Origin of the sequence: Paenarthrobacter sp. TAF1 (genome assembly GCF_052113825.1) — a bacterium.
In the GTDB taxonomy this organism is placed as follows: Bacteria; Actinomycetota; Actinomycetes; order Actinomycetales; family Micrococcaceae; genus Arthrobacter; species Arthrobacter nicotinovorans.
The window spans coordinates 35,920-52,184 of the sequence record NZ_JBFRDO010000011.1; the positions used below are offsets into that span (position 1 = coordinate 35,920).

The window sequence follows — 16,265 nt, forward strand, 5'->3', positions numbered from 1 at the left end:
CTAAGCCTGGGCCTGGACCCGTTCGATGTCGGGTTCAAGGTAAATGACCCGGGCGATGGGAACCGCCGCACGGATCCGCTGCTCGGCGTCGTCAATTCCCTGGGCGATCTGCTCGCCCGTCTCGGACGCTCCCATGGAAATCTTGGCGGCGACCAGCAGTTCTTCAGGTCCGAGGTGCATGGTCTTGAGGTGGATGATGCGGGTCCCGTCAGCCTGCAGGGCGTCGGCAATACGCTGGACGTCCTCCTTGGTGGCAGACTCGCCCAGCAGCAGGGACTTGGTTTCCATCGCCAGGACCACGGCAATTGCGACCAGGAGCAGGCCGATCATCGCGGTTCCGAGGGCATCCCAGACGCCATCACCGGTGACCAGCGTCATGCTGACACCAAAGAGCGCGAAGACCAGGCCAAGCAGGGCACCGAAGTCTTCCAAGAGAATGACCGGCAACTCGGGCTGCTTGGCATTGCGGACAAACTTGACCCAGCTCTGCTTGCCGCGGATGTGGTTCGATTCGATGATCGCCGTGCGGAAGGAGAAGCTTTCGGCAATGATCGCTCCCACCAGCACCGCCAAGGGAACCCACCAGAAGCCGCCTTCGATGCCGTGCGGGTGCTGGAACTTCTCCCAGGCTTCGTAAAGGGCAAACAGGCCACCGACGCTGAACAGGACAATGGACACGATGAAGGCGTAGATGTAGCGTTCGCGGCCATAGCCGAACGGATGTTCCGGACTGGCGGCGCGTTTGGACCGCTTCCCGCCCACCAGCAGCAGGATCTGGTTGCCGGAGTCGGCAACTGAGTGGATTGCCTCGGCGAGCATGGACGATGACGCTGTCAGGAAAAATGCAATGAACTTCAGAACAGCAATCGTTAGATTTGCGGCGAGAGCCGCAACAATCGCTTTGGTACCGCCACCAGCAGCCACGAAAGCTTCACCTCTTCGGGTTTGGGAAAGAATGGAAAGGGCCAAGAAGAGTCGTCATCGTCTGATCTTGCAAGCAATACCGTACCCGGCGGCGCGTTGTTTACGCATTCCCCACTCGGGCGCCCTGCTGCGAACGTGCGCTGGCGTAAAGACACACAGTGGCGGCGGTACCCAGGTTCAGGCTCTCGGCCGCCCCGTACACGGGCACGGCAACACGGTGATCGGCCAGTGCAAGTTCGTCCTCCGACAAGCCTTGGGCTTCGTTGCCGAAGAGCCACGCTGTAGGCGACTCCAGGGCATAGTCCGAGGCCACGGAACCGTTGCCGAGCCTCCGTGCAGCGTTCTCATCCTGGAGCTTGTCCAGATTGAGGGTTCCATAGCCATCAGCGGCCAGGATGCCTATTCCCCGCTCCCGGCACCGCGCAACCAGTTCCTCGACGTCCGCCCCCAGGACAACCGGGAGGTGGAACAGGGAGCCTGCGGTGGACCGCACCGCTTTAGGGTTATAGATGTCTACGCTGGAGCCGGTGAGAACCACGGCGTCTGCTCCAGCGGCATCGGCGGCGCGGAGCACGGTTCCGGCGTTGCCGGGGTCACGCACCTGGCACATGACAGCAAGAAGCTGCGGACCGGCGTCGAGCACCGAGTCCAGGCTGACGTCCACGAAACTGCAGACCGCTACGATCCCTTGCGGGTTAACGGTGTCAGCCATTGCGGCAAGTACTTCATCGCTCGCCAGCCGCAGCAGCGTCCCCCGCGCCAGGTCGGCAAGCTCGGGGAGGCGATCAAGGCACGCTTCGCTGGCGAAAACTTCATGTACGACGGCGGATCCGCCCGCCGTTGTCCGGTCGCGGTGCAGGGTCAATGCCTCGCGCACCGCCTGCGGCCCCTCAGCAAGGAACCGCCCGCGCTTTAAACGCGCCGGGCGCCCGGCAAGCTTGGCGACATCCCTCACCCGATCTGCTCGGGGGTTGGTCATCGGAAAGTCTTGCAGGCGCCCGGTTTCGTTCATATAAAGAACTTTAGTGGCAGTTGCGACTAGTTCTTGATCTGCTGGCGGGCTTCGCCGCCGGCCGGCTCGAAACCGGCTGCCTTCGCAGCTTCAACGGTGGAGAACCAGTATTCAGCAGCGGTGGTGTTGTACCAGGTGGAACCCGGAACGTGGTACTTCTTGGACTCGGCGTTGCCCTTGATGGCGTAGCCTTCCGGAGCCTCGTCACCGTCGGCGGCAACTGCGCCATCGATGGCCGGCTTCTCGGAAACGACAGCCTTTACGGCAGGAGCCGTAGCGACAGCCGGAGCAACCTTGGCCTTCGGAGCAGCCTTGGCAGCCGGAGCAGAGGTGTCAGCCGGCAGGGCAGCCTTGGCAACGTTCACCAGAGCGGCGAAAGCGTTGGCGTCGGAAACAGCCAGCTCGGCGAGCATGCGGCGGTCAACCTCGACCTCAGCGGCCTTGAGGCCCTGGATCAGACGGTTGTAGGTGAGGCCGTTGGCGCGGGATGCAGCGTTGATGCGCTGGATCCAGAGGCGACGGAAGTCGCCCTTCTTCTTACGGCGGTCACCGTAGCTGTACACAAACGAGTGCAGCAGCTGCTCTTTGGCCTTACGGTACAGGCGCGAACGCTGACCGCGGTAACCCTTGGCGCGTTCGAGGACAACCCGGCGCTTCTTGTGGGCGTTTACCGCCCGCTTCACACGTGCCACGTGCGTACTCCTTCAGAAATCTTTATCCCAAGCTGCTACTGCCGGAAACCCGGCCGGCCTGAGAAGGCTTTTGGTGTAGTCGGTCCCTGCCGGATGGCAGTAACCAAAGAACTTGGAACTTAGACGCCGAGCATCTTCTTGATGACCTTGGCATCGCCCTTGAAGACGAGCTTGTCGCCGGCGAGGCGACGGGTCAGCCTGGAGGACTTGTGCTCCAGGTAGTGACGGCGGTTGGCCTGCTGACGCTTCAGCTTGCCGGTACCGGTCAGCTTGAAGCGCTTCTTAGCACCGCTGTGGGTCTTCATCTTCGGCATGGGAACCGATCTCCTTACGTATCCACGGACAAGTCCGCGATTCTATCGCGCAGCCGGCCACCAGGGCCGACGTGCTGGTTGCTTGCCGGTGGAGGCCAGGGCCTCCGCGGCGTTGAACTAATTGGTCTTACGTGTTGCTGGCTTCGGCGTGGCTTTGGGGGCCGCGGGCCGGGCAGCCGGCTTTGGAGCTGCCGGCTTGGCGACAGGCTTCGGGGCCGAAGGAACCGCTGGCTTGGGCGCCGCAGCCGGAACAACAGGCTTCGGAGCTGCCTCCACCGGGGCTGCTTTGGGAGCCGGAGCCGCCTTAGGTGCCGGAGCCGCCTTGGGAGCCGGAGCTTCCTTAGGTGCCGGAGCCGCCTTGGGAGCCGGAGCTTCCTCAGCAACGGGTGCTTCCTCTGCTGCTTCAGGTGCCTCTTCGGCAACCGGAGCTTCAGCTGCAGCTTCCTCGACAACCGGTGCTTCTTCAGCTGCGGGCGCCTCGGTTGCTGCGGGAGCTTCCTGCGTGCTTTCCTCTTCGGAAACCTTGAAGCCTTCGGGCAGAAGATCGGCGAGGCTCTGCGTCAGCGGCGCCTGCTCCCCCGTGGTGTCAACGCGTCCTGCGGCCTTGGCCTCATTCTGGGCCTTGGCTTCTGCACGCTGGCTGGCACGACGGGCTTCAGCCTTCGCTTCGGCCTTGTTCTTCAGCGGTCCGATCACCATGACCATATTGCGGCCATCGATGCGGGGGCTGGACTCGATGACGCCAACCTCGGCTACATCCTCCGCGAAACGCTGAAGCAAGCGGATGCCCATTTCAGGCCGCTGCTGCTCACGACCACGGAACTGGATCATGGCCTTGACCTTGTCACCGGCTCCGAGGAAGCGCAGAGCGTGCCCGCGCTTGGTTTCGTAGTCGTGCTTGTCGATCTTGAGGCGGAAGCGGATTTCCTTCAGAACCGTATTGGTTTGGTTCTTGCGGGCTTCGCGGGCCTTGACGGCGGCTTCGTACTTGTACTTGCCGAAGTCCATCAACTTGCAAACAGGAGGCTTAGCCTGCGGCGCAACTTCAACGAGATCGAGATCGGATTCGGCAGCAAGACGCAATGCGTCCTCGATGCGGACAATTCCTACCTGTTCGCCGGCAGGGCCGACCAGCCGCACCTCGGGGACGCGGATACGCTCATTGATTCTTGGCTCGCTAATGTTAAAGCTCCTGTGGTTGTGTTGGTGTCACCGGCAAATAGAGAAGGCCCCCAATTGCTGGCGCAATCGAAGGCCTCGAAGATCGGATCCACTTCCCCTATGGAAAGCGTGCACTTCCGGGATCAACCCTGAAATGTCCGACCAGGTACCCGGCAACCTCTTGTCCCATCAAGGGGATCCTGTCCCCGAAGGGAAACGGCTGACGCGGGTGGGAGAGAACTCCGCTTGCAAACTGAAAGTCAATTCTACAGAAACAACCCGCCAAGCGCACATTGCGAACGGCGGGACGTTGACTGCGATGGTTCACTGTCGATGCCCACAGTACTGTAGATGTCCATAGTGAATAACGACTTCCAGTCGGTCTGTGACAAGCTTACCAGTATGAGCACTGAAGACAGCAATTCCCGCAATTCCTTCGGCGGAGACGCCCCCGCCGCCGACGCCGGAGTCTCCCAGCAGATCCGTGACATCGCAGAGGTACCGGCAGTGGAAGTCATCACCACCGGCGCCGTGCACCTCATGAGTGCGGCAGCGGTCAAGGTTGGGCTTGCCGACGACCCCAACGCCGAGGATCTCAAAGACCTGGACGAAGCCCGCAAGCTGATCACCGCACTCGCCGGCTTGGTCTCCGCAGCCGCACCCGAAATCGGCTCCCAGCACGCAGGCCCGTTGCGCGACGGCCTGCGCTCCCTGCAACTCGCGTTCCGCGAGGCATCCATCATTCCGGATGCCCCCGGCAAGGGCCCGGGCGAAAAGTTCACCGGACCGGTGAACTGACGCCAACTGCCTGAATAATCATCGACGGCGGGCCGACCATCAGTGGTCGACCCGCCGTCGTCGTCTGGTGCCGGTTGACTCAGACCCGGGCAGCCCGCCGACGGATGGACATGAGCACCAGGCCGGTGGCGCACAGCACGACGCCGGCGATACCAACAGCAGCGAAGCCGCCCGACGGACCCACGGTGTCGATGAAGACCCCTGCCAGGGGCGCCCCCAGAGCAACACCGGCGGTCAGCGCAGAGCCGTACCAACCCATTGCTTCGCCCCGGCGATCCTCCTCCACAAGGTCCGCAACCTTCTCGGAGGAAGCCGACAGCACCGGTGCGCACAACAAGCCCGGCAGGAGTGAGAGGAACGCCAGGGTCCAGGTGTCCTGGGCAAATCCCATCGGAATGGTCAGTGCGGCCATGCCCAGCAGAAGGAGAATGGGTGAGATGGACCGCTTCATCGAACCGTAGATGAGACCGCCGACTACCGACGCGGCGCACCAGAAGAAGAAGACAATACCGATCTCGTTTTGGTGGCCGCCACGTTCCAGCAGCCCCACGATGCTGACATCCGAGCCGCTGAGCACCATGCCCGAACCAGCGGCTACTGCGAAGAGCGCAGCAACAGAAACGGTGAACCAGGTGAAATTCCTGGCCACTCGGCTCCGGAGCCCGGCCGTGCGCGAGGTTGCGGACGCCATTTCCGAGGCCGCTTCCTGGACATGCGCAGGAGCCGAAGCCACCATGGCCGCCTCCGCTGCCGCAAGATCGGCCGACTCCCGATCGGCGGATTCCTCCGGTGTGCAGGCTGCTTCGCTTCTGGTGGGCGGGTTGAACCACATCAGGAAAAGTCCAGCCACAGATACCGAGATACCAACGGCGGTCAGGCCAAGAGCCGAGTAGCCGCTGGTCGCCACCACAGCTCCGACGGCCGGACCGATCATGAAAACAAGCTCGGTGGCTATGGAATCCAAGGCAAAGGCCGAACGCCGCTGCTCACCGTCCACCATGACGCCCAACGATTGGCGGACGACACTGAAGATCGGAAGGGTGAACAGGCCTCCGATGAACACCAGAGGTAGCAGCCATTGGTACGACACGTGCGGGACGATCGACCAGATGACGGTTTCGGAGACAACTGACGGGATCAGCGCTTTACGCAGCCCCACCATGTCAACCCTGCGGCCACGCCACGGTGCGCCCAGGGCAATGCCGATGGTCATGACCGCCGCAGCAGCACCCGCAGCGGCATATCCCTGGCCAAGCGTCAGGACAATGTGCAAGGTAAGGAGCACTCCCGCGGCCGAATGCGGGATACGCGCAACCATCCCGACAACCAGCAGCCGCCGGACAGGGCGTATGGACAGCATCTCCTTGTAGAGAGCGAAGTTCACTGGCTCAATCCTCATTTCCCCGGGCAGCCCCGGGGAACCGGACCTGCCATTAGTGCGGCGCGCGCTCCTGTGCTGCACGCTGCAGTTTTACTTCCATGGAATCAACACCCTCGGCAAAGGAATCCATCCGTGCCCACRCATCGTTCAGTTGCGCGACAAGCGCCTGCACGGCCCCGGCGTCCAAACCGTCCTCGAGGAAAAGCACCACACGCAGTTCCGGGCCCGGACCGCCTCCGAGGACCTGGCGGCCGTCCGCCGTGAGGGACGCAACGCCACCGCCGGGGTGCGTCTCAAGGCGGCGGACCGCAGTGAAGGCTGAAATCGTCGAAACGAGAGCAGTCTCCAGTTGATCATCAAGGTATGACGGCGTCCAGTCCTTCTGCTGCGCGAGCGCCCACATGGCGGGTCGCCGCACGACGAAGGCGAACTGGGAGCCAGGGTCCAAAACCAGGATTTGGGCACCTTCCGACACCGCCGAGAGTGCTGCGCGTGCTGCGTAAACAGCGACCGGCCGCGCCTGGGGGTGCCACGCTTCCAAGGCTGCCGCCGAGGTGAACACCGGCATTGCCGTGCGGCCGTCGGGTGCCTTCAGTGTGACCAATGCCATATCGGCCTGCTTATCTGCATGCAGGCCGTCGACGCCTTCGGCTTCCTCGGCCAATTGGGCAACCACCGGGACAAAGACACGTGCCGTGGCCAGGGAGGCCACGACCTCCGCCTCGCCACCGGTTCCGTCGATCAGCGCCGCAATAGCCGCAAGGTAACCGGCGTCTGCGGTTCCATCATCGTCTTCGAAGTTGTGGATTTTGGCGTCGTCGCCAGTGAGGCTTCTACCTGCCCAGGGTTGGCCCGCCGAGTCCGTGGCTCCCCCGGCGCCTGCCAAGGCCGCCGCGATGTGACCGGGCAGATCGCGCTTCTCCCGCTGGTTAAGCTCCGGCTCGTGGGCTGAGTGGCGGCCCATCAGCGGCGGCCGGCCACGTCCAGGGCTTCGGGCAGGGTGAAGGCACCGGCATACAGAGCCTTGCCCACAATCGCACCCTCGACACCCAGCGGCACGAGTTCACGCAGCACGCGAAGATCTTCCAAGCTGGAGATACCGCCGGAAGCCACTACGGGCTTGCCGGTCTTCTCCACCATCTGACGCAGCAGATCCACGTTGGGGCCCTGCAGCGTTCCGTCCTTGGTAACGTCCGTGACTACGTAGCGGGCGCACCCGGCGTCCTCGAGGCGGGCCAGAACCTCCCAAAGGTCCCCGCCTTCCTTGGTCCATCCGCGTCCGGCCAGCGTAGTACCGCGGACATCAAGCCCGACGGCGATCTTGTCACCGAAGCGTTCGATCGCCCGGCGCGTCCACTCCGGGTTTTCCAGCGCTGCCGTCCCAAGGTTTACCCGGGCAACGCCCAAACCGAGGGCCCGTTCGAGTGATTCGTCGTCCCGCAGGCCGCCCGAAAGCTCCACCTTGACGTCGAGCTGAGACACGACCTCGCTGATGAGAGCGGCGTTGTCGCCACGGCCAAAGGCGGCGTCGAGGTCAACCATATGGACCCATTCCGCACCGTCGTTCTGCCAGTTCAAGGCTGCCTCCAAGGGCGTCCCATAGCTGGTTTCAGATCCCGCCTCTCCTTGCAGGAGGCGCACCGCCTGGCCATCGACGATATCGACGGCCGGCAGGAGTTCCAGTACGGACTGGGAGGAGGTGGTCATGAGTGTCCTTGGAGTTGAGGGAGCGCCGGCTTGGGACCAGCGGTTCAGTTACCGGGAAGTGTCAGGAGGTACGCAGCCAGCAGGGACATCCCGGCCAACACGAAGAAAGAAATGGAGACCCAGCGGGGCTTCTTTTGCTGGTGGAAGGAAATCCCACCGCCCACCAGGAGGCCGGCCAGGCCCATGAGGATCACAGACCACATCTAGGCAGCACCGTTTCCGGAAGCTTCCGGTGCGGGCTTCCGAAGGCCATCCACCCAGTTACGCAGGAGGCGGGCCCCGGCGTCGCCCGACTTCTCGGGGTGGAACTGGGTGGCGCACAGCGGGCCGTTTTCCACGGCAGCGATGAAACGTGCGCCGTGCTCGGACCACGTGACCATGGGGGGCGCCATGCGGGGCTGCACGACGTCGAAGTTCCACTCCTGCACACCGTAGGAGTGAACGAAGTAGAAACGCTCCTGCTCCACACCGGCGAACAGCTTGGAACCCTCAGGTACGTCCACTGTGTTCCATCCCATGTGCGGTACCACCGGAGCAGGAAGGAGTTCGACTTTGCCGGGCCATTCGGCCATGCCTTCGGACTCGGTACCGTGCTCGACGCCGGCCTCGAAAAGAACCTGCAGGCCCACGCAGATAGCCAGCACCGGACGTCCACCGGCAACCCGGCGCCCAATCATGCGGATGGCGTCTACGGATTTGAGTTCCTTCATCACGGTCTCATAGGCGCCAACACCGGGGACAACCAGGCCGTCGGCGTTGAGGACGTCCTCAGGCTTGGCGCTGAGCACCACGTGGGCACCCGCCCGCTCAAGCGCGCGGACGGCGGACCGGACGTTGCCGGATCCGTAGTCCAGAACCGTAACGGTCGGCTTGCCCTCCGGCGACTCAGGCCTAACGGATGCCGTGGCGTCAGCCACTGCGCCGTTCTTCAGGACCTGGCTACTCACAGTGCCCCCTTGGTGGAGGGAATGCCCTCGACACGCGGATCGGACTCTACGGCGGCACGCAGTGCGCGCGCGAAAGCCTTGAACTGGGCCTCCACAATGTGGTGCGGATCCCGGCCAGCAAGAACGTTCATGTGCAGGCAAATTCCGGCGTGCAACGTGATTGCCTCGAAAACGTGGCGGGTCAACGAGCCGGTGAAGTGGCCACCGATCAGGTGGTACTCCTGTCCCGCAGGTTCACCACCGTGCACAAGGTACGGACGTCCGGAAACATCAACGACTGCATGGGCGAGGGCTTCGTCCAGAGGCACCGTGGCTTCGCCAAAACGACGAATACCAGCTTTGTCGCCCAAGGCCGTCCGGAGCACCTCACCGAACGTGATGGCAACGTCTTCCACCGTGTGGTGGGCATCGATGTGCGTGTCACCTGTGGCTTTGACCGTCATGTCAATCAGGGAGTGCTTGCACAGTGCGGTCAGCATGTGGTCGTAGAACGGTACCGAGGTGCTGATGTCCGAAATTCCGGAACCGTCCAGGTTGATCTCCACCAATACGGAAGATTCGCTGGTGGTGCGCTCCATGCGCGCAGTGCGGGCAGCGGACGGCGTGGCGCCGGTTTCGCTCATTGGGACGTCCTTATGCAGGGAGGGAGGTTGGGTCTATTGACAAGTTTAGGCGCGCTGTGACGCTGCGCGTTCCAGGAGTGCTTCCAGGGCATCAAGGAATGCGGTGGTTTCCGGTTCGGTCCCGGCGGTAACCCGCAAGTGACCCGGAATGCCGACATCACGTATGAGCACGCCTGCGTCGAGCAGCCCTTGCCAGATCTCGTGCGGGTTCTCGAGTCCACCGAAGAAGACGTAGTTCGAGTCCGACGCCGCGGGCTTGAGCCCCATGCGGAGAAGTTCGGTGACGATCCGATCGCGCTGGACCTTGATGTCCTCAACGTCGGCCATCAGGGCCTCGCGGTGAGTCAACGCTGCGAGGGCGGTGGCCTGCGTGATGGCAGACAAGTGGTACGGCAGGCGGACCAACCTGATGGCGTCCGTAACTTCAGGGGCCGCCGCCATGTAGCCGAGCCGGGCACCTGCCAGGGCAAATGCCTTGCTCATGGTGCGTGAAACGATCAGGCGCTCACGGCCGGGCAGGAGCGTCAACGCGCTCGGCGTGTTGTCGTGGGCGAACTCGTGGTAGGCCTCGTCCACGATCACGATGGCCTGGCTTGCTTCACCGGCTTCATACACGGCCTCCACCACATCCAGGCCCAGGCCCGTCCCTGTGGGGTTGTTCGGTGAGCACAGGAAAACGATGTTGGCTCCGGTTTCGCGCACCTGCGCAGCCGCCGACCGGGCATCCAGCCCGTAGTCATCGGCGCGGACTCCCCGGATGTATTCGGTATCCGTTCCGCTGGCCAGCAACGGGTACATGGAATACGTGGGCGGGAAGCCAAGGGCCTTGCGTCCCGGGCCGCCAAACGCCTGCAGGATCTGTTGCAGGACCTCGTTGGACCCGTTGGCGGCCCAGATGTTGTCCGCTGAAAGGCCGTGGCCAAGATACTCGGCGAGGGCCTCACGAAGATCGGTGAACTCGCGGTCAGGATAGCGGTTCAGTCCTGTGGCGGCTGCTGCCACGGCCTCAGTAATCGCCGCCTGAACATCGGCGGGGACGCCATGGGTGTTTTCGTTAACGTTGAGCAAAACGGGGACATCAAGCTGCGGTGCGCCGTAGGGGCTCAGTCCACGCAGGTTGGTCCGGAGGGGTAGTCGGTCAAGTCGCTCAAGCTGCTCACTCACTGGAACAGTTTAAGGGGCTGGCGGGACTGCGGAGTAACTATGACGTCGCGGCGCGGGATCCGGCTACCGGCTAACAGCCTTAGTGGGCCGGGACGAACAGCTGCTGCCCCGGAAGGATGCGCCCGCCGCGGAGGTCGTTCAACTGGATGATTTCAGCAATGACATCACGCGGGTCCCGCTCCGGAGCCGCCGCGCCGGCAATGCCCCACAGGGACTGACCGGGCTGGACTGTCACAGAGACTGCAACCGGCGGCTGCAGCTCGGCCTGGGAATCGGAAGCCTTGGCAGGGGAAGTGATGAACCCGGCAAGGCTGAGCAAAACAGCCGCCAGCAGCATGGCCGGGATGAAGAAGAACACCACCCGGCCACGGCGGGTCAGGCGCAGGCGGGCGGGTGCCTGCGTGGTGCGGAAATCAGCGAACGAAGTTATTGCGGACATGAGCTGAGCCCTTCTGAGCTATTGCCTTGCTCCGGAGCTTCCGGAGCAAGGCTGCCAATTCTTTGTGTGCTCCTCCCGACTGCGGCCGGTATTCGAACAGTTCGTTCGAACATCCAGTTTCAGCGCGAGGTTTATAGAACACATGTTCGAACCTTGCTATGACATTTTTAGCACTTATCAACGAACGGTGTCGAGACTCGCTAGAACAAATGTTTGATAAACGCCTGTGCCTGCCCTACGTTTGAGTGAAGGAACAGCACTGTTTCATTGGAACAGGAGGGTCTGACATTTTTTCAGTCCCTGCATCCCCGGTTCGTTTCGGGGCGGAACGAAAGGCATTGGCGAACATGGCAGCGAAAGCCACAGGCGGCGGGGTACCCCTGCGGAGCCAACAGCCTCCCAAGACTCCCAAGAGCCTGACCGTGCGCCAGAAAAAGATCCTGGAAACCATCCAGCGGTCAGTCAACGACAACGGCTATCCGCCCAGCATGCGCGAAATCGGGGACACCGTTGGACTGGCCAGCCTTTCCAGCGTTACCCACCAGTTGTCCCAGCTGGAAAAACTCGGCTACCTTCGCCGGGACCCCAAGCGTCCCCGCGCAATGGAAGTGCTGATGCCCTTGACCCTGGACGGCGGCCCCATCCCGGGCGTGGAGGCACCGGCAACGCTTCGGAGCACCGGCGGCCTGGCTGTGACAGAACTCACCAGCGCAAGCGACACCGCCATGGTTCCGCTGGTTGGCCGCATCGCGGCAGGCGGACCCATCCTGGCCGATCAGACAGTTGAGGACGTGCTCCCCCTGCCCCGGCAACTGGTGGGACACGGTGAGCTCTTCATGTTGAAAGTCGCTGGCGACTCCATGATTGATGCCGCGATCTGCGACGGCGACTGGGTCGTTGTCCGCCGCCAGAACGACGCCATCAACGGCGACATCGTGGCCGCTTTGCTGGACGACGAAGCCACTGTAAAGACGTTCCGACAGCGCGATGGCCATACCTGGCTGCTGCCCCAAAACACCCAGTACGAACCCATTCTCGGCGACCAGGCAACCATCATGGGCAAGGTCGTTTCGGTACTGAGGTCCCTCTAGCTTTTTCCGACCCGTAAGGGGCCCGGAGCTGACTGTCCTCTACGCCTTCCTGGCGGATCCCAAGCGCTCCAGGACACCACGAACCACGGTGCGGTCAGTGGTCGGCCAGAACGGCGGCAGGGCGGCCCGCAGGAACCCGCCGTAACGTTCTGTCGACAGGCGTGAATCAAGGACTGCCACTACGCCCTTGTCACCGGTGGACCGGATCAGGCGCCCTGCACCCTGCGCGAGCCGGATGGCTGCGTGGGTGGCGGAAACAGCCATGAACCCGTTCCCCCCGGACTGTGCCACGGCACGGGAACGGGCGGTCATCAGGGGATCGTCAGGACGCGGGAAGGGAATCCGGTCAATAACCACCAGGCGGCATGAGCCGCCGGGTACGTCCACCCCTTGCCACAGCGACATGGTTCCGAAGAGGCAAGTATCCGGCTCGTCGGCAAATTGCTTCACCAACGCAGCCATGGTCGATTCGCCTTGACAGAGGATATCCACGTCCAGGCGCAGCCGCATGGCGTCCGCAGCTTCCTCGGCGGCCCGCCGTGAGGAGAAAAGACACAGTGCTCCCCCGCCGGATGCCCGGATGAGGTCTTCCAATTCGTCCAAGGCCTCCGGTGACGTGCCCCGACCGGGTTTCGGAAGGTGCTTCGCCACGTACAGCACCCCCTGTTTGGGGTAATCAAAAGGAGATCCGACGTCGATTCCTGTCCAGCTGGGCGCGCCGTCGCCAATCAGGCCGAGGCCTCCGGCCGCGGGTTCAAAAGCCGAGCCGATGGCCAGCGTGGCCGAGGTCAGCACCACCGTGTGTCCGGCGAACAATCCCTCGCGCAACCTGCCTGCCACGCTCAGCGGCGCGATGTTGATGAGCGCAGGCGCGGTCTCGTCAGGTTGGGAGTATCCCTGCTGGGGATCAAAAGTGCTGTTACGGGAGAACCACACTACTTCGCGGTTCTCCTTGGCAGCGAGCATCCGTTCGCACAGCTCAAGGATGAGCATCAGCCGCGAACGTGCCAGCTGCCGTCCGCCGTCCGCGGCACTGGAGGAATCAGTCTTCGAATCGGACAGGGCCGCCCGTGTGGCGTCGCGCAGCTGGTCCAGGCAATCGAGTTGTTCGTCGTTGAGTCCGCTGGGAAGGAGCCCGTTGGGTACTCCCGCAATAGCCATGTCCAGCCTATCCGCGGCCGCATTCAGGGCGTCAACGGTGATGGCTGTGTGCTTGCGGGCGCTTGATGCCGCGGCGTGCACCATGGCTACAGAGAGTTGCCCTGACACTGCCCCTGTGACCCGGTCCTGTAGCTCGTGGGCCTCGTCCACCACCACGACGTCGTACTCGGGCAGCACCGCGAGGCCTTCGAACGCGCTGACGGCCAACATGGCGTGGTTGGTGACCACGACATCGGCTTCAGCTGCCCGGGCGCGTGCCAGCTCGCTGAAGCACTCCTCGGCAACCGGACATTTCTGGGCCCCAAGGCACTCCATGGACGTCACGGAGACCTGCCGCCAGGCACGGTCCGTGACCCCTGGCATGAGCTCGTCCCGGTCGCCGGTGGCCGTCGTTTCGGCCCACTCCCGGAGCCGGACAACCTCCTTGCCCAGCTGGGACGACGGGCCACCGACCGACGCCGCGAAGTGCGGCACGCTCGTGTCCTCGCCGAGGGAGAAAAGTTGTCCTTCGGAGGGCTCCTCACTCGGGAAGCCGCCCTCGAGCTTTTGCAGGCAGACGTAGTTTGCCCTGCCCTTCACGAGCGCGACATTGACCGGACGGTCCAGGGCAGGATTGATGGTCTCCAGCAAACGCGGAAGATCCCTGCCTACGATCTGGGTCTGCAAAGCCAAGGTGGCGGTGGACACGAGCGTCGGTTTATCGCTGTCCATGGAATGGGCGATCAACGGAATCAGGTACGCCAATGACTTACCCGTACCGGTTCCCGCTTGGACCAGCAGATGTTCCCCGGTCTCAATGGCCCGGGTGACGTGCTTGGCCATTTCGTGCTGGCCGGCACGGCTTTGGCCGCCCATTCCGGCGACAGCCCGGTCCAACAATTCCAGGGTGGTCTTCTCTCCCACCGACTCGACGGCGTCCGCCGCCACCTTCTCAACCATTACTGACGAATGACTCCAGCTCAGCTGCCAGACCTTCACGGACCATCGCCACCACGCGCGTCCCGCTTTCCTCGTGTTCCAGGCTGAGGATCTCGGAATCGGAATTGTGCAGCTTGTTGATCATGTCGCCGCGGTCGTACGGGATGAGCACTTCAAGCCGCACCCCCGGGCGCGGTATGGACCGGCTGATGTCCTCCAGCAGTTCGGCGATTCCCTGTCCTGTGCGGGTGGAAACCACTGCGTGCCGGGGTTCCTTCTGCTTGAGGCGCTCCACCACGAAAGGATCGGCCACATCAACCTTGTTCAGGACGATGATCTCGGGAACCTTGCGGGCGTCGACCTCGGTGAAGACAGTGCGCACTGCTGCGATCTGACCTTCGGGGTCCGGGTGGGATGCATCCACGACATGGAGGATGAGGTCCGCATCGGCCACTTCCTCGAGCGTTGAGCGGAAGGCCTCAACGAGCTGGGTCGGCAGTGAGCGCACGAATCCCACGGTGTCGGCCAGTGTGTAGCCGATGCCGTCAGGAGTCTGCGCTTTGCGGACCGTGGGATCCAGAGTGGCGAACAGTGCGTTCTCCACAAGGACACCTGCGTCGGTGAGGCGGTTCAACAACGACGACTTACCGGCGTTGGTGTACCCGGCAATCGCGACGGACGGAACAGCATTACGACGGCGGTTGGCACGTTTGGTCTCACGGGCCGGCTTCATCGCGGCGATTTCCCGGCGCAGTTTGGCCATGCGTGTGCGGATTCGGCGGCGGTCGAGTTCGATCTTGGTTTCACCGGGACCGCGCGAGCCCATGCCTGCCCCGGCCCCGCCCACCTGGCCGCCGGCCTGCCGGGACATGGAGTCACCCCAACCACGCAGGCGTGGAAGCAGGTATTCCAGCTGCGCGAGCTCCACCTGGGCCTTGCCTTCGCGGCTCTTGGCGTGCTGGGCGAAGATATCCAGGATCAGCGTGGTCCGGTCAACGACCTTGACCTTCACGATGTCCTCAAGACCGCGTCGCTGTGACGGTGCCAGTTCAGTGTCCACCACGACAGTGTCCGCGCCTGTGGCAGCGACAATGTCCTTGAGTTCCTGTGCCTTGCCGGATCCAAGGAACGTTCCCGGGTCCGGCTTGGAGCGGCGTTGGACCAGGCCATCAAGTACTTCAGAACCTGCGGTCTCGGCAAGGGCCGCCAGTTCGCGCAGCGAGTTCTCGGCGTCGGCCAGGGTACCTTCTGTCCATAGGCCAGCCAGCACAACGCGTTCGAGGCGCAGCTGCCGGTATTCGACCTCTGTGACGTCTTCGAGTTCAGTCGACAACCCCGCGGTGCGGCGCAAGGCGCGACGCTCGGCCAGGTCTTCCTGGTCGCCGTCGTAGATACTGTGCTCTTGGTCCAGGGTCGAGATGGCCTGCGCCTTGCCGAACACACCACTGGTGTCGTTGTCTTCGGATGCCTGTGCGGGGGCATCCTTGGAAAGAATCCGGTCGATGACGGCCTGGATTTGTTCAGGACTCATATCCTGGGCGTCGGAATCGGATCCGGAGTGCTTCTGGGTGGTCATGGTCTCCTTAGACTGTTCGGCAATTCCAGAATAGTGCTGTTTGTCGCTCGATGGGGCGCTCTTCGCGCTGGGCTGACGGGCTTGGGCCAAAGTGGCCTCCTGTGTGCTGAACGCCACTGGCCTGTCGGGGACGTGGCGTCGGTGATCTGACGGGTGGATCCGCAGGGAGGTCCTGGCCTGCTTGAAGTCGTTATGCTGCCCACCAGGGTTCGCACGATGGCCCGGTTCCGGGAATACCGTCATGTGAAGGCATGGGTGGGGCTTTGATCTTCTGAGCGTCCGGCGCCACAAGGAAGTGGCGCCGACATGTGCCGTGGGACCTGCCGGGCGGAAAGGCCATGGGCCGGGCATGGTGCC

Annotated in this window: 17 protein-coding genes; 2 read left to right on the forward strand and 15 right to left on the reverse strand. The window is 63.2% G+C overall.

Translation table 11 applies throughout. From position 1 onward, the window contains the following. From AB4Y81_RS14445 to infC, 5 genes are all read right to left on the reverse strand, one after another. Nucleotides 1-924 (reverse strand): cation diffusion facilitator family transporter, encoded by a 924-nt coding sequence (locus AB4Y81_RS14445; RefSeq protein ID WP_281445035.1) that lies wholly within the window; start codon nt 922-924, stop codon nt 1-3. Between the two features lie 100 nt (nt 925-1,024). Next, nucleotides 1,025-1,936: a TrmH family RNA methyltransferase gene (locus AB4Y81_RS14450; RefSeq protein WP_441996140.1), complete on the reverse strand. Its 912-nt coding sequence runs from the start codon at nt 1,934-1,936 to the stop codon at nt 1,025-1,027. 26 nt (nt 1,937-1,962) lie between these two features. Beyond that, on the reverse strand, nt 1,963-2,628 hold the full coding sequence (gene rplT, locus AB4Y81_RS14455; RefSeq protein ID WP_018779094.1) for a 50S ribosomal protein L20, sunset domain variant: 666 nt from the start codon (nt 2,626-2,628) through the stop codon (nt 1,963-1,965). A 119-nt stretch (nt 2,629-2,747) separates the two neighbouring features. Beyond that, a complete protein-coding gene (rpmI, locus tag AB4Y81_RS14460; protein WP_011774324.1) occupies nt 2,748-2,942 on the reverse strand; it encodes a 50S ribosomal protein L35 in 195 nt (64 codons plus the stop codon). A 117-nt stretch (nt 2,943-3,059) separates the two neighbouring features. Further along, nucleotides 3,060-4,082 (reverse strand): translation initiation factor IF-3, encoded by a 1,023-nt coding sequence (infC, locus tag AB4Y81_RS14465; RefSeq protein WP_441996141.1) that lies wholly within the window; start codon nt 4,080-4,082, stop codon nt 3,060-3,062. A gap of 423 nt (nt 4,083-4,505) precedes the next feature. Here infC and AB4Y81_RS14470 point away from each other — a divergent pair, with 423 nt between their 5' ends. Beyond that, a complete protein-coding gene (locus AB4Y81_RS14470) occupies nt 4,506-4,901 on the forward strand; it encodes a DUF1844 domain-containing protein (protein ID WP_026267346.1) in 396 nt (131 codons plus the stop codon). Between the two features lie 79 nt (nt 4,902-4,980). On the opposite strand, the gene AB4Y81_RS14475 is transcribed toward AB4Y81_RS14470, so the two are convergent. From AB4Y81_RS14475 to AB4Y81_RS14510, 8 genes are all read right to left on the reverse strand, one after another. After that, nucleotides 4,981-6,285 (reverse strand): MFS transporter, encoded by a 1,305-nt coding sequence (locus AB4Y81_RS14475; protein ID WP_441996142.1) that lies wholly within the window; start codon nt 6,283-6,285, stop codon nt 4,981-4,983. A gap of 49 nt (nt 6,286-6,334) precedes the next feature. Further along, nucleotides 6,335-7,246, reverse strand: a complete 912-nt coding sequence (locus tag AB4Y81_RS14480) for an SseB family protein (RefSeq protein ID WP_441996143.1) — start codon at nt 7,244-7,246, stop codon at nt 6,335-6,337. Then, nucleotides 7,246-7,989: a bifunctional 1-(5-phosphoribosyl)-5-((5-phosphoribosylamino)methylideneamino)imidazole-4-carboxamide isomerase/phosphoribosylanthranilate isomerase PriA gene (priA, locus tag AB4Y81_RS14485; protein WP_039240621.1), complete on the reverse strand. Its 744-nt coding sequence runs from the start codon at nt 7,987-7,989 to the stop codon at nt 7,246-7,248. The genes AB4Y81_RS14480 and priA overlap by 1 nt, the downstream gene beginning before the upstream one ends. A gap of 44 nt (nt 7,990-8,033) precedes the next feature. After that, the gene (locus tag AB4Y81_RS14490) at nt 8,034-8,192 is read right to left on the reverse strand and encodes a hypothetical protein (protein ID WP_441996144.1); all 159 of its coding nucleotides are present in this window, start codon (nt 8,190-8,192) and stop codon (nt 8,034-8,036) included. Then, a complete protein-coding gene (gene hisH / locus AB4Y81_RS14495) occupies nt 8,193-8,936 on the reverse strand; it encodes an imidazole glycerol phosphate synthase subunit HisH (protein ID WP_422758395.1) in 744 nt (247 codons plus the stop codon). After that, on the reverse strand, nt 8,933-9,559 hold the full coding sequence (gene hisB, locus AB4Y81_RS14500; RefSeq protein ID WP_018779086.1) for an imidazoleglycerol-phosphate dehydratase HisB: 627 nt from the start codon (nt 9,557-9,559) through the stop codon (nt 8,933-8,935). The genes hisH and hisB overlap by 4 nt, the downstream gene beginning before the upstream one ends. A 45-nt stretch (nt 9,560-9,604) precedes the next feature. Further along, nucleotides 9,605-10,723, reverse strand: coding sequence for a histidinol-phosphate transaminase (locus tag AB4Y81_RS14505; protein ID WP_079582222.1), 1,119 nt, complete (start codon nt 10,721-10,723; stop codon nt 9,605-9,607). Between the two features lie 79 nt (nt 10,724-10,802). Further along, nucleotides 10,803-11,162, reverse strand: a complete 360-nt coding sequence (locus AB4Y81_RS14510; RefSeq protein ID WP_039240619.1) for a LysM peptidoglycan-binding domain-containing protein — start codon at nt 11,160-11,162, stop codon at nt 10,803-10,805. A gap of 347 nt (nt 11,163-11,509) precedes the next feature. Here AB4Y81_RS14510 and lexA point away from each other — a divergent pair, with 347 nt between their 5' ends. After that, nucleotides 11,510-12,253, forward strand: coding sequence for a transcriptional repressor LexA (lexA, locus tag AB4Y81_RS14515; protein WP_018779083.1), 744 nt, complete (start codon nt 11,510-11,512; stop codon nt 12,251-12,253). Between the two features lie 39 nt (nt 12,254-12,292). Here lexA and AB4Y81_RS14520 read toward each other — a convergent pair whose 3' ends face one another. Together AB4Y81_RS14520 and hflX are read right to left on the reverse strand one after the other, a co-directional pair. Further along, entirely contained in the window at nt 12,293-14,353 is a 2,061-nt protein-coding gene (locus AB4Y81_RS14520; protein WP_189075789.1) for an ATP-dependent DNA helicase, read from the reverse strand. Then, a complete protein-coding gene (gene hflX / locus AB4Y81_RS14525; protein WP_018779081.1) occupies nt 14,346-15,908 on the reverse strand; it encodes a GTPase HflX in 1,563 nt (520 codons plus the stop codon). Before hflX ends, AB4Y81_RS14520 begins: the two co-directional genes overlap by 8 nt. Nucleotides 15,909-16,265 lie beyond the last annotated feature (357 nt).

Bases quoted from the DNA above. Each gene is read 5' to 3' on its own strand.
- AB4Y81_RS14450 (WP_441996140.1), bottom strand. From the start codon at position 1,936: ATGAACGAAACCGGGCGCCTGCAAGACTTTCCGATGACCAACCCCCGA.
- rpmI (WP_011774324.1), bottom strand. From the start codon at position 2,942: ATGCCGAAGATGAAGACCCACAGCGGTGCTAAGAAGCGCTTCAAGCTG.
- AB4Y81_RS14470 (WP_026267346.1), top strand. From the start codon at position 4,506: ATGAGCACTGAAGACAGCAATTCCCGCAATTCCTTCGGCGGAGACGCC.
- priA (WP_039240621.1), bottom strand. From the start codon at position 7,989: ATGACCACCTCCTCCCAGTCCGTACTGGAACTCCTGCCGGCCGTCGAT.
- AB4Y81_RS14490 (WP_441996144.1), bottom strand. From the start codon at position 8,192: ATGTGGTCTGTGATCCTCATGGGCCTGGCCGGCCTCCTGGTGGGCGGT.
- hisB (WP_018779086.1), bottom strand. From the start codon at position 9,559: ATGAGCGAAACCGGCGCCACGCCGTCCGCTGCCCGCACTGCGCGCATG.
- AB4Y81_RS14510 (WP_039240619.1), bottom strand. From the start codon at position 11,162: ATGTCCGCAATAACTTCGTTCGCTGATTTCCGCACCACGCAGGCACCC.
- lexA (WP_018779083.1), top strand. From the start codon at position 11,510: ATGGCAGCGAAAGCCACAGGCGGCGGGGTACCCCTGCGGAGCCAACAG.
- AB4Y81_RS14520 (WP_189075789.1), bottom strand. From the start codon at position 14,353: ATGGTTGAGAAGGTGGCGGCGGACGCCGTCGAGTCGGTGGGAGAGAAG.
- hflX (WP_018779081.1), bottom strand. From the start codon at position 15,908: ATGACCACCCAGAAGCACTCCGGATCCGATTCCGACGCCCAGGATATG.